This window comes from Shewanella sp. BJSY2023SW001, from assembly GCF_047314685.1.
GTDB classification, from domain to species: domain Bacteria; phylum Pseudomonadota; class Gammaproteobacteria; order Enterobacterales; family Shewanellaceae; genus Shewanella; species Shewanella indica.
Map to the genome: position 1 here is coordinate 23,554 of NZ_JBKORF010000044.1, position 20,166 is coordinate 43,719.

Genomic DNA, 20,166 nt, shown 5'->3' on the forward strand with positions numbered 1-20,166 from the left:
TGTTGTATTCCGGCGTCATCAGTCATTTGCCGCATGTTTTATAAAGGATGGTATACATTATGCGATTAAACAGTCTTGGCTTTCCCCGTATCGGGCGTCGACGTGAACTCAAGTTTGCTTTGGAGAAGTATTGGCGTGGTGAGTCCAGCGTGGCCGAATTAGAAAGCGTTGCCAATGAGCTTAGGCGCACCCATTGGCAGTGGCAGGCTGATGCCGGGGTGGAGCTGTTACCGGTCGGCGATTTTGCTTACTATGATCAGGTGCTGACCCTGAGTGCGACTCTGGGGGTAATCCCAGAGCGTCACAGTGATGGCGGCGCTGTCAATCTCGATACCCTGTTCCGGATTGCCCGTGGCCGAGCGCCCAGTGGCAAGCATGCGCCGGCGTCTGAAATGACCAAGTACTTCAACACCAACTACCATTATCTGGTGCCTGAGCTCAGCGAAGATCAACGCTTCGATATCGCCTGGGAACAGTTGTTTGAAGAGGTGACCGAGGCTCAGGCGTTGGGTCACACCGCCAAGCCGGTACTCTTGGGGCCGGTCACTTTCCTGTATCTGTCCAAAACAGTGGGTTCAGAGTTCGACCGTTTGACACTGCTGCCGGCGCTGCTGGAATGTTATCAAACCATTCTGGCCCGATTTGCCGCCCAAGGCGTTGAATGGGTGCAATTGGATGAACCTGCGCTGGCACTTGAGCTGGATGACAACTGGCAGCAGGCCTTCCATCAGGCCTACGGCGTGCTCAAGTCGGCGCCGCTCAAGCTGTTGCTGGCAACCTATTACGGCACTGTAGCTCACCATCAAAGTCTGTTGTCGGCACTGCCGGTGGCGGGTATTCACCTGGATCTGGTCACCGCGCCCGAGCAGTTGCAGGCCTTTGCTGGTGCATTGGCACCCGAGCAGGTGTTGTCGGTTGGGGTGATCAACGGCCGTAACGTCTGGGCCGCCGATCTGGATCTTGTGGCCGAGCAGTTGGCGCCACTGGCACGGGATCTGGGAGACCGGCTCTGGCTCGCTACTTCCTGCTCCCTGTTGCATACCCCGGTGGATCTTGAGGTGGAAACCGCGCTGGCGCCCGAGCTCAAGAGCCTATTGGCCTTTGCCCGGCAAAAACTCACCGAGTTGCAGGAGCTCAAGGCGCTTTTGGAGGCGCCTGAGACTGAAAATGCCAAAGCCGTGGTCACCCGTTGCCGGAGTCGGCGCGCGGCCAGGGCGCAGGGGCGTAATCAACCGCTCAGTGCCAGAATTGATGCCTTGATTGCGGCTGATTACGACCGAAACCATGAGTTTGAGGTGCGCAGACAAGCCCAGCAGGCCAGGTTCAAGCTGCCTTTGTTGCCGACGACTACCATAGGTTCATTCCCGCAGACGGCGGCCATTCGTAACCTGCGTAGCCGCTGGCGCAAGGGGGAGTTGGACGATGCTGTATACACAGAGCAACTGCAACAGGTGACCCGGGATACCATAGAACGGCAGCTCAAGCTGGGAATAGATGTGCTGGTACACGGTGAAGCCGAGCGCAACGACATGGTGGAATACTTTGGTGAACAGCTCGACGGCGTTGGTTTTACCAAACATGGCTGGGTGCAGAGTTATGGTTCTCGTTGCGTTAAGCCGCCGCTGATCTATGCCGATGTGACCCGTCCCAAGGCGATGACAGTCGACTGGGCCGAGTATGCCCAGAGTCTAACCGATAGACCGGTGAAAGGCATGCTGACCGGGCCTGTGACCCTATTGCATTGGTCCTTTGCCCGCGAGGATATTAGCCGCGAACAGATAGCGACTCAGTTGGCTCTGGCGATACGCGATGAAGTGGTGGCATTGGAGCAGGCGGGCATAGGCATTATTCAGATTGATGAGCCGGCGTTTAGGGAAGGTTTGCCGCTCAAACGCAGCGATTGGGCCCATTATCTCGATTGGGCTGTGGCCGCCTTCAAGCTCAGCGCCGCCGGTGTCAGGGACGAGACCCAAATTCACACCCATATGTGCTACAGCGAATTCAACGACACTATTGCCGCAATTGCCGCCATGGATGCCGATGTGATCACCATAGAAACATCGCGCTCACGGATGGAGTTGTTGAATGCCTTTGAAGACTTTGACTATCCCAATGAAATCGGCCCCGGGGTTTACGATATTCACTCCCCCAACATTCCAACAGTGGAGGCCATGGTGAGCCTGATTGAAAAGGCGGCGCAGAAAATTCCTCTGCGCCAGCTCTGGGTTAACCCGGATTGCGGCTTGAAGACCCGTAATTGGGAGGAAGTTGAGCCGGCTTTAAAGAACATGGTTGATGCCACCAGGGAGTTGCGACGTCGACTCGGGTGATAAAATTCTGTGGTTAATAACAGTCAGGGGCGCAATGCGCCCCTGATGTTGATTGACTTCAACGCGGTAAAGATTCAACTCATGCTTATTCCCAGTATCATCAGGCCCACAGTGCCCATGATGATCAAGCTTGAAAAGATTGTGCCCAGAATGGCGAAGATTTTCTGCCGCTCTTTTTGTACCAGGCCACCAATACCCAACCCCAAAGACACCAGACAGACCAGCATCATAAAGATGATCATTAACCCTACAAGAACCGCTTCCATGGAGTTTTCATCCATGCCGCCCGGTGTTGTTGTTTCCAGGGTTCCGGCAACAATAAAAGTAATAAACAGGGCGATTCCACTCAATATGCTGGTGACAAATGAGGCTATCCCTGGACCTGAATGTTTTAATTGCATGGCAATCCCTTGATTTTTTCTGATGGTTATCCAACTGAGAAATATACAGAAACTGAGGGAAATATGCCATCGGCCATTTCTGTCTATACTCAGGTCACCAACCGGACTCAGATAACTATCAGGAGAAGCCCCATGGGTCATGTATACAAGATAATAGAACTGACAGGTTCATCCCCCATCAGCTCAGATGAAGCGGTCAAGAATGCCATCGCGGCGGCCAGTCAGTCGCTGCACAATCTGCGCTGGTTTGAAGTGATAGATACCCGCGGCCACCTGGAAGCCGGTGTCATCGCTCATTGGCAGGTCACCATCAAAGTGGGTTTTACCCTGGATTAGACTTGAATTTAGGCATCTCTTGGCAGGCCTTTTTCCACTATCCGGATCAGGCGTCCTGTCTTGCGGGCGGGAATGGGCACTGTGTCCTTGCCGCTGAGTTTTTCTGCCTGCTGCGCCAGTGCCCACGTTATGTGCTCGGCGACCAGCTCCGAGGCATCTGTCAGTCGCGCCTGCAGGGCGACAACTATGGTTTCACTGCCGGGGGCATTGCCCAGCGCCACTGCAATATTACGTAGCCAGCGTTCATGACCTATGCGGCGAATGGCGCTGCCTTCGGTGTTTTTCAAAAACTCGGTCTCGCTCCAGGCGAACAGCTCCAGCAGTTTGGGTTGCTTAAGTTGTGGCCTTAGATGAAAGTCTGTCTCTGCGGTCAAGGGGGCGGCGCGGTTGATGGGGCATACCAGTTGACAGTCATCGCAACCGTAGATGCGATTGCCGAGCAGTGGTCGAAACTCCAGCGGAATGCTGCCGGCCAGCTCTATGGTGAGGTAGGAGATACAGCGGCGCCCATCGACCACATAAGGCTCGACTATGGCGCCGGTTGGGCAACTTGTGATGCAGGCAACGCAGGTGTTGCAGCCTTCGGCTATGGCGACATCCAAGGGTAGCGGCAGGTTCACCAGCAGTTCGCCGAGGAAAAACCAACTGCCGGCCTCATGGTTGAGGATCAGTGAGTGTTTACCTGTCCAGCCGATCCCGGCCTTTGCTGCCAGCGGCCGTTCCAGAATGGGAGCCGAGTCGACGAAGGGCCGAAAGCCACTGCCTTCAAGTTGCAGGGTTTTGAGCGCTTCATCTATGCGCTCGCCCAACTTTTTCAAGCGATTACGCATCAGCTTGTGATAGTCGCGGCCACCGGCATAACGGGAGATATAGCCAAGGTTAGGATCTTTGAGATTGAAGGCAAACCCCGCTTCTGGCGGCAGATAGTCCATCCGTACTGAGATGACTCGCAAAGTGCCGGGATGCAGTTCGGCCGGGCGGGCCCGCATCATGCCGTGGCTGGCCATATAGCCCATTTCACCGTGATAGCCCTTATCGAGCCAGGCCTGTAACCTGGGCTCTTCGCGGCGAAGATCTGTATCTGTGATCCCCACTTGAGCAAAACCCAGCTCTTTGCCCCAGGCTTTTATGTCGCGGGCGAGCTTTCCAAGCATACAGGGATCAAATTGTGGTGGTTGAGGAGCTGACATGAACAGAGGCTGACCGGGGAAAAGACCTGATTATATCAGTAAAGCAGAATCGCTCACAGTTGCCGCAAACGGCGATTTTGGCTTTTGTCGGTGCTATGCTGAAACCGAGGGGGAATGAATATATGCCGACAATTAAGCCTCTGTTTTGGGCCTGCTTGATTGTGTGTGGCTGCATTTTTGCTGGTTTCGTCCAGGCCGGGAATGAGCCTCCCGAGTCCAGACTTGTGCCTCTGAGGCTTTTGACCGAAGCCTGGCCACCCATGAGTTATGAATACCAAGGACAAACTGATGGTTATGCCGTTGCCTTGGTAAAGGCGTTGAACCACAAAGTCACCGCCACCGATGATGAGCCAGTCATAGAGATCTTGCCTTGGGCCCGCGCCATAAATATGGCAACTCATCATGCCAATATCCTGTTATTTGCCACTTCTATTGATAAACAGCGACGGCAGCAATTTGATTTTGTTGGCCCGATTGCCGAAACCCGTATCCAGCTTTATGCCCGCATGGATGATGACTTCACTCCGGCAGATCTATCACAGGCGGCTGCGGCCGGTAATATAGCGATTTATCGTCACTCTCCGGCGCAAAGGTTGTTGAGGGATATTGCGGATGAGCGGTTGCTAATCTCGGGGTTTCCTCAGTATTCGGCCAGGCAGTTGCTGCATAAGCGGGTGCGTTATTGGTGTCAGGCAGAGATCGCGGTTCAGGGCGTCTTGCGGCAATTGGATCAACCGTTGACTGCTGTGAGACCTGTGCTGGAATTGGCACACTTGCGGTTATATCTGGCGTTCTCCAGTGGCACAGATCCTGCGCGAGTCGAAGCCTGGCACAAGGCGCTGCTGGCATTGCAGCGAAGTGGCGAATTTGATGCTCTGTATTTTGAATGGTTTGGAGCAAAGGCGTCACTGCCTGAGGCTGAAGTGTTATGGCATAGCCACTGAATTACTGATTGGTGGGGGAGGTTCAGGCGCTTTCTACCCTATTACGCCCTTTATTTTTGGCGCGGTATAGAGCGTTATCTGCCAGTTTCAGCAGCTCTGAAAATTGTAACTCGGTATTGAGAGTCGCCACCCCGGCACTGATGGTGACTCTGGACTCGCCTGCAAGCGCCTCTGGACTTGACTCTGCCAAGGTTTGACGTAAACGCTCAGCAATCTTCAGGCATTCTTCTCGACTGGTTTCCGGCAACAGCAGCAGAAACTCTTCACCACCGATCCGCCCCAGTAGATCTTGCTCACGAATAAGCGTTTGGCTCACGCTCGCCAGGTGTTGCAGTACCTTATCACCGCCATCATGACCAAACTGGTCGTTGATATCCTTGAAGTTATCGGCATCAAACAGAATAACAGACATAGGTACGCCTGAATGTTTGGCCTGATTGAATAACGCTTCTCCCCTTTGATAGGTATAGCGTCGGTTGGCCAACTGAGTGAGATGATCCGTATGGGCTATCTTCTGAAATTGACGTGACCTTCCGGTTTGTTTATAGGCCAGAATCGCCATAATGAAAATAATGATGCTGGCAAGGATCAGCACCGCCAGCTGCAACAGGCGGTTTTGCTGCAGTATCTGCACCTCCTGTTCTTTGAGACGCTCGCTTTCCAGCAGACGTTGGTTTTCTTTTGCCATGCGGTCGGCATTGAAGCGGGTACGCATCTCTGTGGTGCGGTATGACTGAAGCTTACTATCCAGTTCAGAATGCAGGGAGATATATGATTTGAGCACGTTTGTTGATTCTTGCCAAAGTCCCTGTGCGGCCAATACTTCACTTTTGAGCAGATAGAGTTCGGCCAATCCCCTGTCATTACTGATATCCCGAAAACTCTGTTCTGCCTTGGCCAAGGGGACCATAGCTTGTTCCGCCTGACCTTGGCGCAGCAGCACATCGGCGCTGTAGAGTTGCATAAAGCTGTAAAAGCCACCCTGTTGCTCGGTCACAAATGGTTTGGCGCGTTCCAATGCCTGTTTGGCATCCTCTATTCTGTCGAGTTTCAACAGCGAACCTGCCATATTGACCGAAACTCCTGCGGCTTCGACAGTCATTCCTTGTCGTTTGAGATAGTTGTAAGACTGCTGGAATTTGGTCACAGCCGCTTCGAAATCTCCCAATTCCTCGAGAGCTATGGCCATCTCGCCATTGACAATATAGGCTTGTTCTTCATGGCCTCCTTGGCGATAAGCCTGTTCCAATTGGCGGTAATAGTTGAGTGCACTCTGCGGATCGCCGAAACGACGAAAGCTGGTAGCGAGATCAACCAAGTTGTAGCGGCTCCAATAATCCAGTTTGAGTTGTTCATAGAGCTGTTGGGCGGTCAGAAGATCTTCCAATGCCAGTGCAAAATTGCCCTGAAAAGAATACATGGCACCACGCATACTGCGGGCATCCGCGATTAACCGGCGGTCTTCGAGTTGGTAGGCTTGTTGTAAGGCTTGGTCATAGTCGGCTTTGGCCTGCTCCATATTACCTTTGAGTTGAGAGTACCAACCATGGCACAGGCGAAAGTCGGTCAGGGCTTCCGGATAAGCTTGATTTTCAGCCACCTGTTCTTGGGTATTGGCGTAATCTATTGCTGCATCAACCTTGGCATTATTATTGATGTCATAGCTCCAACAGCGGGCGCGCCTGAGTCTTACTTGGCGATCAAGATCGTTATCTGCCAACAATTGGGCTATCCGCTCTAGAGTTTGCTCCACCTTGGCAACATTATTGACCTGCCCATTTTCAAGCAGTTTGAATAACTTATCTGCCTCGGGGTTATCCAATGCCTGAGCGAGCGGAACCATGCCGGACAAAAGTAGCAGAGCGAAGGCTGATTTCAAAAAGTATGACTTCACGCTTACCGATAGAGATATGTTTATATTATGTTACTAAGCATACGCACCAGGGCATTGGCTGACCAGCAATAAATCGTTAAATTTGCGCACCAAGTAGGGTTTCATCCAATGCCTGTTACCTGGTTTTGAGCCCGCTTGGCTCCGTTATTTCGCTGACTTTTTGGTATTTTCATGGTGCCAATTGGAGATGGATTGCTGTTTCATGCCGGTGCTATACTCGCCGCCAATCGCTTTTAGACGGAATACACAATGACTCAAGTTGATGCTCAATACCGGCAACAGGCACATAGTGCCGCCATCAATATCTGCTCTCAAGTTCTGCCCATGGATAAGTTGCCGACGGCGCTGAAAGAAGCCTATGACAATCTGTTTGAACAACTGCTGGATGATAAGGAGTCTGAGTTCAAACAGGCTTGGGACAAGCTGCCGCCAAGTGCTGCCAAGTTGCTGCCCAGAGCCGATTTTCACGGCTTTTTTATCGCTTCGGCCTGGTTGCAACTGAGTTTGATGGCCCAGGATATCGCCCAATTGGCGGATACCGACGAGGCTATTGCCGAGCAGGAATATAGCGGCATATATGATCGTATTTCACAGTCGGCGCTCAAGGAGAGTGTGCGCAAGTTGAAAAAGGCCCGTACCGATAGGCGCTTGCTCAACAGTATTCGAGATGTGATAGCCAATGGCTAAATAAAAAAACCGGCATTATCTTCTTAATATGCCGGTTTTTTATGTGTGCGGACGCTCTTAGAAGGAAGTACGCTTGTAGCGGCGATACTCAGGCTGCCAGAAATTACTCTCGATAGCCTGTTGCAACATCTCATCGGAAGTCGGCAATGCGTGGCCTTGCTCGATGGCGACCTTGCCGACGGCAAAGGCGATGTGCTTGCTGACCTTCTGGATCTCTTCCAGCTTAGGCAGCAGGGAACCACTGCCGTTGAGCGCCAGCGGCGAGCATTCTGCCAAGGCGCGGCTGGAGGCCATCAGCATCTCATCGGAGACCCGCTTGGCACCACTGGCCAATACCCCAAGGCCTATGCCGGGGAAGATATAGCTGTTGTTGCACTGGGCGATTTCATAGGTCTGGTTGTCTATGACCACAGGCTCAAAGGGGCTGCCGGTGGCAACCAGCGCCTGGCCATTGGTCCAATGCAGAATATCTTTGGGCGTGGCTTCAACCCGGCTGGTGGGGTTGGACAGCGGGAACACTATCGGTCTTGGGCAGTGGCTGTGCATGGCGCGGATGATCTCCTCGCTGAACAGCCCAGGGGCGCCGGAAACCCCGATAAGCACTGTCGGCTTGCCGTTGTTGACCACATCCAGCAATGAGATGTTGTCACCGAAGTTGCTCCATTGCTGCAGCTCTTCGCGCTTTTGCGCCAGCTTCTGCTGGAATGGCAACAGGTTGGGCATATTGTCCTGCAACAATCCCCAGCGATCGACCATAAACACCTGGCGTCTGGCCTGCTCATCACTTATCCCTTCGGAAACCATCTGCGCAATAATCGCTTCGGCGATGCCGCAACCTGCGCTGCCGGCGCCGAGGAAGGCAACTCTTTGCTGGCTCAACTGAGTGCCGGCGGCCTTACAGGCGGCGAGCAGTGAGCCAACTGTGATGGCGGCGGTTCCCTGAATGTCATCGTTGAAACAGCAGTATTTATCCTTGTAACGCTCCAGCAGCGGCATGGCGTTTTTCTGGGCGAAGTCTTCGAACTGGATCAAGGCCTCGGGCCAGCGGCGATGAACCGCCTGCATAAAGGCTTCAATAAATTCCAGATATTCTTCACCGCCTATGCGCTGGTGGCGCCAACCCATATACATGGGATCTTCCAGCAGATGCGGATTATCTGTTCCCACATCCAAGGTGATGGGCAGAGTGTAAGCCGGGCTGATGCCGCCGCAACTGGTATAGAGCGACAACTTTCCAATCGGGATCCCCATACCGCCGATCCCTTGATCGCCGAGTCCCAAAATACGCTCACCATCGGTAACTACTATCACCTTCACCTTGTGACGGGTGGAGTTGTTGAGTATGTCGTCGATGCGATCCTTGTTCGGATAGGAGATAAACAGGCCGCGGTTACGGCGGTAGTCTTTGGAGAAGCGTTCACAGGCCAACCCGACGGTTGGGGTGTAGATGATAGGCATCATCTCTGTGATGTGGTTCTGAACCAGACGATAGAAGAGGGTCTCGTTGGTGTCCTGGATATTGCGCAGATAGATATGCTTGTCCAGATCATTGCTGAAGTTCTTGAACTGATCGTAGGCACGTGAGGCCTGCTCTTCGATCGTTTCAATCACGTAGGGCACCAAGCCTTCGAGGTTGAAGAAAATACGCTCTTCCTCGGTAAATGCACTACCTTTGTTGATCAACGGCGCTTCGAGAATAGCCGGACCGGCAAAAGGCAGATATAAGGGGCGTTTATTATCGTCCATGGCTAACCTTTTATGTTCTTTGTTGGTGGATGACGGGCTGTGATCTAAATCCGCATAGATTACCACGAAATGTGATCTTTGTTGCCTGCGGGCGAGGGCTTGAGCAAAAATTTTGTTTAAAACGCGGCAAACCGGATTGGCCTGAGCCTAAGAGGGTAACGACACAAAACAAAGAACCAGGCGGATGCCTGGTTCCAAAGGAGAAATCAGTCGTTGCTTGTTGGCTTACTTACCGCGATATTTAAGTGACAAGCCTTTGATAAAGTTACGCATTAACTGATCACCACAATAGCGGTAATGCTTGTGCTCCGGGTTGCGGAACAGGGCGCTCAGCTCAGCCTTGCCGATACGGAAGTTGGCCAGTTCAAGAATGGCAATAATATCTTCTTCTTTCAGTTCCAAGGCGATTCTGAGTTTCTTGAAGATGATGTTGTTGTTCAGGCTGGATAGCGGCTGCGGAATGCCACTGCCGGGACGCAGGCCGCGTTTGTCGATGATCACGGCATCGAGAAATTGGCACAGGGTGCGATCGTCACAGGGACGGAACCCTTCTTCATCTTCTTTCTTGAGCAGGCCGGCCAGCTCAGCTTCACTCATTTCACGCTTCATTTTAGCGTAGAGACGCAATACCTTGGAGTCGTTGAAATTAAAGACAAAGCGCAAGCGGCGCAGAATATCGTTGTTGGTCATGAATGTCCCTGGGCCGGTTTGACTCCCGGCTTAGTTTTAACACTGTCTGGCGATTGACTTAGGTGCGTTAGGCGCGGAGGCTCCGCAGTATTGCGGCATTATACCTAAAAGCCGGGCAGATTTGCCGCTTTTTCCAGTGGACAGTTCGCGGCCGTTTCGCGCACCGCTTGTCGCAGCTTGTCGTGAAGGGCGAACACCCGGCCTATATCTTTGAGTGACCAAGAGGTGTTTTCCAGCACCACCAGATTGAAGCCCGAGTCCGGATAATAAATCGCCGTGCTGATATAACCCGCTATGTAACCACTGTGGCTGAACTCCAGGGGCAACTCAGGGCTCAGTTGTATTCCGGCGGCATAATTCAGCTCGCCCCAACGATGGGGGCGTTTGCCTCTTGGCGCCAGCAGTTGCAGATAGCCGCCAGGGCTCAGTAGTTGCCCCTGATGCAGGGCCTGCTGAAAGTCGGCAAAGGCAGAGGCGGAGCCAATAAGGGCGCCGCTGGCCAGCAGCTTATCTGTGAGAGTCAACTGCTCGGCCACGCTCTCAAAGCCGCTGTCTGTCTCGGTTCTTCCTATCGCCAGATGGGGTAACTGTTCCTGGATACTTTCAATACTGCCGGTGCGGGCCTTGAGCTCAAGCCCCTCGGCATCAAAGAAGCGTTGCAGCAATTGAGTACTGCTGCTGCCGTTACGCTTGAGGATCTCGGCCAGCAGCCAATAATTGTCATTGCTGTATTTAAAATCGCTGCCCGGGGTGAACAGCAAGGCTTGTCCTTGGATGCCTATGCCGGATGTGTGGCTCAGCAACATGGCGACAGTGATGGCCGGATCCAGTTCGGCCTTTTTGCCGAGCAGGGCGGCGGCGCTGTCATTGAGCTTGAAATCGCCTCTTTCTATCGCCCGCATCACCAAGACGGCAAACACTTGCTTTGATAGTGAACCCAGCACAAATTGGCTATCAGAGGTGATGGGTTTGCCCAGGCTTTCTCCGGCCGCATGGCTCAGCAGTGTCTTTTTACCTTGCCTTAACTCGATTACGCCGCTGAAGGGCAGGGGGTTTTGCTTGATTATCAGCTGTAGCTGTTGTGTCAGCTCTTGGCTGTGGCAGGCAGATGGCGCCGAACCCTTGCCTGGTGCCGGCTCTTGTTTGGGCCCTGGCGCCGCGCTCAGGCTTAAAGTGAATCCCAGCATGCAGGCCATGGTGATGCCTTTGACTGTCGATGAGAGGTTTGGCCCTAAAAAGCGCGGCTTTGCCAGCGGTGAGCAGTTCATGCAACTTCCTTATTTGATGTAGCAATACCAATAGATAAACAGCAGCGCAAAGCCAAACAGGTAACCGAGTCCCAGCCAGCCCCAGAGTTGCATGCCCTTGCCGTAACGAGCCTCAGTCGGCAGGGTTTTGGAACTCATCAGCCGTAGATTCAACCAGGCAAAAATGCAGGTGGTCATAAAGGCCTGGATCATCACCAATTCCAACAGTGATAGCAAGGCACCCTTGAAGAACAGGAACAGCAGCAAGGCCAGCAGCGACATAACCAGCAGGATCACCGCCAGGCGTTTACCGCTGGGGCGGCGCTCAAGCAGCAGGCGCCAACCGGCATCCAGGGGGCGGCTGTAACCATTGAGCACAGTGACAGTGGTGGAGAAAATACACAACAGCGCCACCAAGGCGATAAGCATACGGCTCCACTCCCCGAGCACGCTGGCGTAGAGGGAGATCAACTGCCCGGTAAACTGGGCTCCAGAGTCGGCAAAGGAGGCTCCTGAGTCATGCATGATACCGGCACCCAGGCTGAGAAACACCAGTGCCAGCACTGCGGCGCGAAATCCGTCAGCATCGACTATGCCAACCAGGCTTATCAGGGCGTCATTGCCGGATTGTCCGGCGGTTTCCTGCTTGAGTTTCTTCAGACCGAACAGGCGCATCAGTGGCCGCTGAATAAGCGCCATGTCGGTGATTTTATCCAAGGGCACAGTATTTTCGGTGCGGGTCAGTAGGCCGCGGCGCACCACTAGCTTACGCTCGGTCAGCTCGGCGCTTATGTTGGCGATATTATCGGCAAAGCGAGCCTGAAGCAGTGGCGCGGCGGCTGTGGACATGGCGACTTCCTATATCAGTAAAATCAAATTTACCTCGGGTAGAGGCATTGACTTTAGATATTAAAGAGTTAAGTTGAATCGGTAAATGTTAAAAAAATATGACAACACGGAAGTTTGTAGTCGTGGTTGTTTTCCACAAAAACAGCTGAAAAAATTAGGGATAATTATGAACAGACCTCACCTTGTCCTGAGTGCCTGCGCCGTCGCACTTGCCTTGACCCCTACCGGAGAATCCTTCGCGGCCGAGGAGTCTGTGGAGCGTATCGAAGTCACAGGCTCGCGGATTAAACGTACCGATATGGAAGGCCCATCGCCCATTCAATCCATAGGCAAGGAAGATATTGCCAACATGGGCTACGACAACCTGCAGCAGTTGCTGGAAAGAATGCCGGCGGCCGGGGCCGGCACTTTCTCCACCCGCGGCAACAGCCAGGACTCTACCGCCAACGGTGCCGCCGCCATCAGCCTGCGTGGCATGGGGCCGGATGCAACCTTAGTGCTGATCAATGGTCGCCGGGTTTCCATCAGCGCCTTTGCCGAAGGGGTCAGCAATTCTTTTGTCGATATCAACAGCATTCCCGTATCGGCCATTGAGCGGATAGATATACTCAAGGACGGCGCCTCGGCCATCTATGGCTCGGATGCCATCGCCGGGGTGGTCAACATAGTGCTGAGGAAAAACATCGAGGGCATTGAAGTCAATCTCGGCTATGGCGCCACAGATGGCCCCAATTACAACGAAAAGACCGCCAGTCTGGTGTGGGGCACCATGAGTGACAAGGGCAGCGCGTCTGTGATCCTGGATTACTTCAGCAACTCGACCCTGAGCGCCGATGAGATGGGGCAGTTTGGTACCGCCAATCAGTCGCCCTGGGGCGGGGAGGATTTCCGTTCCTCGCGGGGCTTTCCCGGGTATTTCTATGTCAATGGCGTCAAGACCATAGATCCGGCTTGTCCGGCCGATTCCGCCACATCGAGCGGCAGCTGCCTGTTCGATTATGGCCCCTATAACTTGGTGATCCCCGAGGCCGAGCGCATAGGCGCCATAGGTCAGTTTGAGTATCACCTGAGTGACGCCCTGACCGCCTTTTTGGAGTTGGCGGCTCAGCACAATACTTCCAAGGCCGGTGGCGCCGCCACACCGCTGGATGAAACCGCCGGTTTGACGGTTCCCGGTTCACATCCCAACAATCCTTTTGGTCAGGATATTGACATAGGTCGCTTCCGCACAGTGGATGCCGGTCCCCGCCGCTGGGATATCGAGTCCGACAGCTTGAGATTAGTGGCCGGTCTGCGCGGCAGCTTCAAGGAGTGGGACTGGGAAGTCTCGGCCCAAAAGGGGCGCAGTGAGTCGACCCAGACAGGGGATCGCAGCCAGGGCTGGGTGCGGGTGGACTATCTGCAGGAGCAAATCAATCTCGGCAACTACAACCCCTTTGGCGGCACCATCAACTCACCCGAGGTGATAGATGCCATTACCACCAGTCTGGTGCGTCAGGGCAAGTCACATATTACCGCCTATGATGCCAGCATTTCGGGGCATGCCTTTACCCTGGCAGACAGGGATATCATGCTGGCCGCCGGGATGGAATATCGTGAAGAGGATGTCAGCGATGTGCCCGATGAGCAGTTCCAGCGCGGGCTTATCTTCGGGACTGAAGCGGTTTCCGCCGCGGCCGAGCGCGATCAGTATGCCGCCTACCTGGAGTTTTCCATTCCGGTGACCGACAGCTTTGAGCTGCAACTGGCGGGGCGCTACGATCATTACAGCGATTTTGGCTCCACCACCAATCCTAAGGTGGCATTCCACTGGGGCATGACGGAAGACTTGAGTATGCGCGCCTCCTGGGCCCAGGGATTCCGGGCACCATCGTTGGCTCAGATAGGCCTGGGCCCTTCGGAAAAGAGTAACTTCTTTAAAGATACCTATGCCTGCGCCGCTCAGGGTATCTCCGAGGCCGACTGTGAGGTACTGGATTACAACACGGTATTTGCCGGTAACCCGGATCTGGACGCCGAGGAGTCGGAAACCTGGAACATAGGTATGATCTGGGCGCCGAGCCAGAAGTTCGATATCGGCTTCGATATCTGGAACATCACCCAGGACAACAAGATAGACGAGCAGCCTCTGGGCGATATCTATGCCGCCAACTGTAATGATCAAAACAGCGCTATCTGTGTGCGCCTGCCCCCCGCCGGTGGCGAGCCGCTCGGGGTGCTTGATGTGATTCACTCAAGCTTTGTTAACTTAAGCTCCCAGGAGGCCCAGGGCCTGGATATCTCGGCTCACTACGGCCTGGAGCTGGACAGCTATGGCGATCTCAAGTTTGGCCTTGAGTGGAGCTATCTGGATAAGTTTGAAAAGGACGGCCTGGATTATACCGGCGAGTATGAGTATCCCCAGTACCGCTGGCTGGCCAGCACTAACTGGACCATGGGCGACTTTGCCGCCAACCTCAATGTCAGCTACATAGGTGAATTTGAGGATACGCCGGATATCAACTTCGACGGCGCCCTCGACTTTACCGAGAACAAGTCACGTATGGTGGATGCCCAGTTCCTGGTGGACTTGCAGGCTTCCTACCGTTTCAACGAGATGTTCAAGTGGACGCTCGGGGTCAACAACCTGTTGGATGAAGAGCCGCCGTTTGCCATAGGTGATGGCGATGGCGATCTCTATGGCTATGTGATGTCTGTGCATAACCCCAGAGGCCGTTTCATCTACACCAAGGTTAGTCTTAACTTCTGAGCAGGCCCCCGGCCCTTGATGGCAAACTGGCAAGGGCCGGATGCTGGAGAGTTAAGATAAGAAGTGAGACATAAGAAGTGAGACATAAGAGCCGAGAAACAGGGACAGAGTGACAAGCTTGAGGCAGTGGGAGTATCTTGTTGCTGTTGACCTTATCATCATGGCGCCTGCGGGCGCCTTTTCTGCCACCATACCTGCGTTAGCCATTGCTTATGGCGACAGGGCAATTTAAGGAAAGTAATATGATTCGACTCTATGGCACGCCGCGAAGCCGGGCGCTGCGGGTTTCCTGGTTGTTGGAAGAGCTGGAACTGCCCTGGGAGTTTCACTTTGTGGATATGGCCAAGCAGCAGAACCGCACTCCTGAGTTCCTGGCGCTTAATCCCTGCGGTAAAATCCCCGTGCTCGAGGATGACGGTCTGGTATTGACCGAATCGGCGGCCATTATGCTCTATCTGGCCGAGCGTTACGGTGAGGGGCGTCTGTTGCCCAAGCCAGGCACGGCAGCCTCCGGGCATCATCATCAATGGTTGAGCTTTGTGATAACCGAGTTGGAGCAGCCGTTGTGGACCATGGGCAAGCACAGGTTTGCCTTGCCGGAGGAGCAGCGGGTGGCGGCGATTCAAGCCACTGCCGTATGGGAGTTCAACAAGGCCGCGGCGATTGCCGAGCAGTGGCTGCCTGATAGCCCATTTTTGCTCGGTGATGAATTGACTGTGGCCGATATACTGCTGGCCCATACTCTGAACTGGGCCACCATTTTTGAGCAGCAGATCCCGCCCAAACTGGCGGCTTACCGAGACAGGCTTAACCTGCGTCCGGCAATGAAAAAGGCGCTGGACAAAGCCAGCGCCAATTTAACTGATTAATCAAACTCTGGTTTAAAGCCGCAGTATTTCGGGGCCGTGATATTTCAGAGCTGTGCGGCCGCCCACTTGGCGCGGCTTTCGCGGCTCTCCCCCAGCCCGCCTTGCTGCTCTCTGAAGGCCTTGTAGGATTCCACATCCAGTGGCACCAGGCTGATATCCACTTCCAGCACCAGTTTGCACTCTTTCTTGATCCGCCAGGCGGCGGTATTGTACAACTCAGTGAGTGGCAGCGAGCTTAAAAACTCAGGGTTGTACTGGGTGTAAATCGCCTGGGTAGGATAAACCACAAAGGCCAAACGGCGCTTGGGTTCTTTCTTGAACATGGCCTCGATACCATCACAGGTGTTCAGCACCTGCATCTCGATAATATCGTCGATTTCCAGCAGTTTTTTCTGAGCCAGTTCGCTTACCTGCGCCTCGCCCGTTTCCCAGGAGAGCAACTCGGCTTCATCGACTTTCAGCAACTCGGCGGCCTGGGCGGTGCCCAAGCCAAGAGATTGGCGCAGGCACTGAAACTCGATGGCGTTGAGCGGATATTGTTTGGACATAATGCTTCCTGTTTTTTCTATGTGTCTGATGGCGTGGCGCCTAGGGAATGCCGACCTGTGTCAGCTTTGCAGCCAGACGTCTTCGACCCATTGCCAGAATGACTCCCAGCAATCTTCTTCATCCAGGCCGTCCTGGTTCCAGAAGTAGACCACACCTTCCTGATCTATGCAGTAAAAGTCATCACCGGTTTGGCAGATGGCAATCAGATCTCTGGGCATTCCCAGCGACCAGGCATAGGAGGTCACTTCCGGCAGATAGGTGTGGGACTGGGGATCGGCAGCGGTCACCGGCTCCAGGCTGCCATAGATAACATCGCTGGCATGCAGCAGATATTCTTTCAGCTCCGCAGGCAGAGGGATGAGTATTTGCTCTTCGATATCCACCAGATCGTCAAAGCCGGGCAGATCCAGCGGTACAGGAACCTGCTCTGACAGTTCCTGCAGTTGCTCTATGATTTCATGCATGATTTTACGCTTTGGCCGAGGGTCAATGCGCTGGAGTATAGCGGCTTGTTGGCCGCTGACAAGCTTTGTCAGGCGACTATGGTATTTTCTATGCCAAGAGTCTGGGTTTGTTGGCGTTTATAACCTAACCAGGCCTTGTGGTACAGCTTGTGTGATTCCTGGCGCAGCTTCTGGATCCGGGCCAGTTCCAGCTCGCTCAGCGGCCTTTGCTCGCGGGCAGCCTTATGTTCCATCGCCTGCACCTCTTCATAGACTTGGTGCTCGGCGCCGTTTTTGATGGCGGCAATCTCCCTTAAGTGCAACTGAACTTCGGCAATCAGGCCACTTTTCGGCAGTTGCAGCAGCAGGTTGATATCCCGATAGCCAGAGGCCTTTGGCTGGGCAAACCTGTCTTTGACCTGCAGCACATTGGCCTGTTTATTCAGGGTGTCAAAGGCCAGCTGCAGGTCATCAAGGTTGTCGGCTATCAGGGTGGCTCGCACCAGATCTGTCAGGGCGGCGGGGTCGTTATTCAGCTTGTGCGCCACCTTGGCTTCGGCCCGTTGACGCTCTTTCACTTTGGCAAGGAGCAGCTCAGTCTGGCTCTGATTGGCTATCTGTGACAGGAGACTGTGCAATTCATTTTGTGCCATCGGTGCCTGCTGGTAGAGGGCATTGAGGCTGGAGACGGGCTGCCTTGGGACGCTGAAGCTTTGTTTCTTGAGGGCATTGAATGGGAGGGCCGAGTTTTGGCGCTGGCTGTAGCCGCTGTCGTCTCTTGGTTCAGCTTCATACTCTGAAGGCTGAGCGTAGGCGGTGCGCGCCGAAAGCAATAACAGGAAAACCAGGAAAGTGCGGAATAATCGGGTCATGGGGCCTCGCATCCAGAATGACTTCTAAGTGGCTTTGACTCCAATGTAGCACTTGGCTCTGAACCCTTGCTGAACCTTAAATGAAACTTTATTCATCTAAAAACAAAGGCGCCTTGAGGCGCCTTTGTTGGCAAGCGTAAAATTACCAGATTTTTACGCGCTGGGCCGGCTCAATATACATGCCGTCACCTGGCTTCACGTCAAATGTGCTGTAGAACTGCGGCATATTGGACAGTGAACCTATGGCGCGGAACTTAGCCGGTGAATGAGGATCTGTGGCCACTCGGTTGCGCATGGCTTCCTCTTTGATCTTGGCACGCCAGATTTGGGCGAATCCGAGGAAGAAGCGTTCATCACCGCTCAGACCGTCGATTACCGGAGCCTCTTTGCCCGCCAAGGATTTTTTGTAGGCCTTGTAGGCTATGGTGACGCCAGAGAGATCGCCGATATTTTCACCCAGGGTCAGACTGCCGTTAACGTGTAGGTCGTCAAACACATAGTAGCCGTCGTACTGGGCGATAAGCGCCTTGCCGCGAGCGGCAAATTCTTTCAGATCCTGCTCGGTCCACCAGTCGCGCATATTGCCTTCGCCGTCGAACTTGGCACCCTGATCATCAAAGCCGTGACCCATCTCATGGCCGATAACCGCACCTATACCACCATAGTTGACGGCATCGTCGGCAGCCATATTAAAGAAAGGTGGCTGCAAGATGGCGGCCGGGAACACGATTTCGTTCATGGTCGGGTTGTAGTAGGCGTTGACGGTTTGTGGCGTCATGTGCCATTCGCCCTTGTCTATGGGGCTGCCCAACTTGGCCAGTTGTTTCTGATGTTCCACTTCACCGGCGCGGATCTCGTTACCGACCAGGTCGTCAGCCTTGATAGTCAGCTTGCTGTAGTCTTCCCACTTGTCGGGATAGCCGATTTTCGGGTTGAACTTGGCCAGTTTTTCCTTGGCGGCAACTTTGGTGTCTGCGCCCATCCACTCAAGTTCATCTATGCTGTCGGCGTAGGCACCGCGCAGGTTTTCCACCAGATGCTCCATCCGCTCCTTGGCTTCAGGGGCGAAGTGGCGCTTGACGTATACTTTACCCACGACTTCACCCAGCAGGCTGTTGACCTTGGCAACACCGCGCTTCCAACGAGGTTCCTGTTCTTGCTGGCCGTTGAGTGTCTTGGCGAAGAACTCGAAGTTTTCTTTATCCAGCGGCTCGCTCAGATCTGAGGCGAAGTGGGTCAACAGCTGCCAGCGCATATATGTTTTCCAGGTCGCCAGATCTGTGTCTTTAACTATCTGGTTCAGGCCTTCGATAAAGCTGGGCTGATTGATGATGATATCGGCTTGCTTGTCGGCGCCAAGCGCAGTCAGGTAGGCGTTCCAGTCGATGTCCGGCGCCAGTGTTGACAGTTCTTTGACCTCAAACTTGTTGTAGGTCTTGGTGCTGTCACGGCTTTCAACCACATCCCAATGCTTGGCGGCGATGGCGGTTTCCAGCTTCATGATGGCTTCGGCGCTTTGTTGTGGCTCGGCAAAACCGGCCAGGGTGAACATCTTGGCGATATGCTCAACAAAGGCCTTGCGGATGTTGACGAAACGCTCACCTTCGTTGAAGTAATAGTCTTTCTCCGGCAGGCTCAGGCCGTATTGCCAGATATGGGTGGCATAGCGGCTGGAGTCCTTGGCATCGACATCGATATAGAAGGCCATGGGCGTGCCGCCACCGAGAATTTGGCTCTTGCCGAAGTAGGCCGCCAGTGCTTGCTTGTCTTTGATGGCATCTATGATTGCCAGCTCGCTCTCCAGTGGCTTGATCCCCAACTGGTTGAGCGTATCGCTGTCCATAAAGGAGCGGTAAAGGTCGGCCACTTTTTGCTCGTCGCTGCCGGGCTTGAGATCTTTGCTCTGCGCCACCTCTTCAATAATGGCTTTGACATCGTCACGGGATTTTTCCCTGAGGTCATAGAAAGCGCCTGTGCTGGTGCGATCTGCCGGGATCTCTGTGTTCTTGATCCAGCCGCCGTTGACATAGGTATAGAAGTCATCCTGAGGACGAACAGACTTGTCAAAGTTGGCAAATTCAATTCCCGAACCCAGGGCTTGGCTGACGGCGGCGGCAGTTGCGGTTTTGGCGACTTCCGGCTGTTTGGCTGTTTCAGCCTGGGTCTCAGCCGTTTTGTCATTACAGGCAGATAGGCCTGCGATGAGTGAGGCACACAATCCCCCAATGAGTACTTTTCTCATGCTGTTTCCTTTTCTTTGTTCTTTGCTGTCCCGCTAGGGGACATTTTTATCAGATTGGCTGCACACCCGTTTGTTCGGGAAAAACCGCAGTGATGCCTATGTTAAGGCCTGTGTAGGAATGTAAACAA

General features: G+C 53.8%; 16 protein-coding genes and 2 pseudogenes. 6 read left to right on the forward strand and 12 right to left on the reverse strand.

Features of this window, described 5'->3' with window-relative positions:
- Positions 1 to 59: 59 nt before the first annotated feature.
- Complete coding sequence (gene metE / locus ACMHXH_RS10590) at positions 60 to 2,330, forward strand: 5-methyltetrahydropteroyltriglutamate--homocysteine S-methyltransferase (RefSeq protein WP_335912686.1); 2,271 nt, start codon at positions 60 to 62, stop codon at positions 2,328 to 2,330.
- Positions 2,331 to 2,404: 74 nt separating this feature from the next.
- Here metE and ACMHXH_RS10595 read toward each other — a convergent pair whose 3' ends face one another.
- Positions 2,405 to 2,731, reverse strand: a complete 327-nt coding sequence (locus tag ACMHXH_RS10595; RefSeq protein ID WP_039035566.1) for a hypothetical protein — start codon at positions 2,729 to 2,731, stop codon at positions 2,405 to 2,407.
- Between the two features lie 132 nt (positions 2,732 to 2,863).
- Here ACMHXH_RS10595 and ACMHXH_RS10600 point away from each other — a divergent pair, with 132 nt between their 5' ends.
- Positions 2,864 to 3,067, forward strand: coding sequence for a dodecin (locus ACMHXH_RS10600; RefSeq protein ID WP_335912684.1), 204 nt, complete (start codon positions 2,864 to 2,866; stop codon positions 3,065 to 3,067).
- An 8-nt stretch (positions 3,068 to 3,075) separates the two neighbouring features.
- On the opposite strand, the gene queG is transcribed toward ACMHXH_RS10600, so the two are convergent.
- On the reverse strand, positions 3,076 to 4,221 hold the full coding sequence (gene queG, locus ACMHXH_RS10605; protein ID WP_260852994.1) for a tRNA epoxyqueuosine(34) reductase QueG: 1,146 nt from the start codon (positions 4,219 to 4,221) through the stop codon (positions 3,076 to 3,078).
- A 158-nt stretch (positions 4,222 to 4,379) separates the two neighbouring features.
- On the opposite strand from queG, the gene ACMHXH_RS10610 reads away from it, so the two are divergent.
- Positions 4,380 to 5,201 carry a substrate-binding periplasmic protein gene (locus ACMHXH_RS10610; protein WP_083399901.1) on the forward strand — a complete coding sequence of 274 codons (822 nt, stop codon included), beginning with the start codon at positions 4,380 to 4,382 and terminating at the stop codon, positions 5,199 to 5,201.
- A 22-nt stretch (positions 5,202 to 5,223) separates the two neighbouring features.
- On the opposite strand, the gene ACMHXH_RS10615 is transcribed toward ACMHXH_RS10610, so the two are convergent.
- Positions 5,224 to 7,080 carry a diguanylate cyclase gene (locus ACMHXH_RS10615; protein ID WP_413738029.1) on the reverse strand — a complete coding sequence of 619 codons (1,857 nt, stop codon included), beginning with the start codon at positions 7,078 to 7,080 and terminating at the stop codon, positions 5,224 to 5,226.
- A 264-nt stretch (positions 7,081 to 7,344) separates the two neighbouring features.
- Between ACMHXH_RS10615 and ACMHXH_RS10620 the strand changes: the two genes are divergently transcribed.
- Entirely contained in the window at positions 7,345 to 7,782 is a 438-nt protein-coding gene (locus ACMHXH_RS10620; RefSeq protein ID WP_335912682.1) for a DUF3069 domain-containing protein, read from the forward strand.
- A gap of 57 nt (positions 7,783 to 7,839) precedes the next feature.
- Here ACMHXH_RS10620 and ACMHXH_RS10625 read toward each other — a convergent pair whose 3' ends face one another.
- The 5 genes and pseudogenes from ACMHXH_RS10625 to ACMHXH_RS10645 form a co-directional block, all read right to left on the reverse strand.
- Positions 7,840 to 9,528, reverse strand: coding sequence for an NAD-dependent malic enzyme (locus ACMHXH_RS10625; RefSeq protein WP_039035563.1), 1,689 nt, complete (start codon positions 9,526 to 9,528; stop codon positions 7,840 to 7,842).
- A gap of 225 nt (positions 9,529 to 9,753) precedes the next feature.
- Positions 9,754 to 10,218 carry a DUF1456 family protein gene (locus ACMHXH_RS10630; RefSeq protein ID WP_039035562.1) on the reverse strand — a complete coding sequence of 155 codons (465 nt, stop codon included), beginning with the start codon at positions 10,216 to 10,218 and terminating at the stop codon, positions 9,754 to 9,756.
- A gap of 104 nt (positions 10,219 to 10,322) precedes the next feature.
- On the reverse strand, positions 10,323 to 11,486 hold the full coding sequence (locus ACMHXH_RS10635) for a serine hydrolase domain-containing protein (protein ID WP_335912680.1): 1,164 nt from the start codon (positions 11,484 to 11,486) through the stop codon (positions 10,323 to 10,325).
- 9 nt (positions 11,487 to 11,495) lie between these two features.
- A pseudogene (locus ACMHXH_RS10640) lies at positions 11,496 to 12,032 on the reverse strand (divalent metal cation transporter); the annotation flags it as partial.
- Positions 12,024 to 12,266, reverse strand: a pseudogene (locus ACMHXH_RS10645) (PH domain-containing protein); the annotation flags it as partial. The pseudogenes ACMHXH_RS10645 and ACMHXH_RS10640, both read right to left, overlap by 9 nt.
- A gap of 214 nt (positions 12,267 to 12,480) precedes the next feature.
- Between ACMHXH_RS10645 and ACMHXH_RS10650 the strand changes: the two are divergent.
- Both ACMHXH_RS10650 and ACMHXH_RS10655 read left to right on the forward strand, forming a co-directional pair.
- Positions 12,481 to 15,063, forward strand: coding sequence for a TonB-dependent receptor (locus tag ACMHXH_RS10650; RefSeq protein ID WP_039035560.1), 2,583 nt, complete (start codon positions 12,481 to 12,483; stop codon positions 15,061 to 15,063).
- 242 nt (positions 15,064 to 15,305) lie between these two features.
- Positions 15,306 to 15,932, forward strand: a complete 627-nt coding sequence (locus ACMHXH_RS10655) for a glutathione S-transferase family protein (RefSeq protein ID WP_028780886.1) — start codon at positions 15,306 to 15,308, stop codon at positions 15,930 to 15,932.
- 44 nt (positions 15,933 to 15,976) lie between these two features.
- On the opposite strand, the gene ACMHXH_RS10660 is transcribed toward ACMHXH_RS10655, so the two are convergent.
- The 4 genes from ACMHXH_RS10660 to ACMHXH_RS10675 all read right to left on the reverse strand — a co-directional run bounded on the left by ACMHXH_RS10660 (position 15,977) and on the right by ACMHXH_RS10675 (position 20,038).
- A complete protein-coding gene (locus ACMHXH_RS10660) occupies positions 15,977 to 16,480 on the reverse strand; it encodes a DUF4447 family protein (protein ID WP_025888809.1) in 504 nt (167 codons plus the stop codon).
- Between the two features lie 60 nt (positions 16,481 to 16,540).
- Complete coding sequence (locus tag ACMHXH_RS10665; RefSeq protein WP_039035558.1) at positions 16,541 to 16,945, reverse strand: SMI1/KNR4 family protein; 405 nt, start codon at positions 16,943 to 16,945, stop codon at positions 16,541 to 16,543.
- 68 nt (positions 16,946 to 17,013) lie between these two features.
- Positions 17,014 to 17,796, reverse strand: coding sequence for a RelA/SpoT domain-containing protein (locus ACMHXH_RS10670; RefSeq protein WP_335912679.1), 783 nt, complete (start codon positions 17,794 to 17,796; stop codon positions 17,014 to 17,016).
- 142 nt (positions 17,797 to 17,938) lie between these two features.
- Entirely contained in the window at positions 17,939 to 20,038 is a 2,100-nt protein-coding gene (locus tag ACMHXH_RS10675; RefSeq protein ID WP_071237054.1) for a M13 family metallopeptidase, read from the reverse strand.
- Between the last annotated feature and the right edge of the window lie 128 nt (positions 20,039 to 20,166).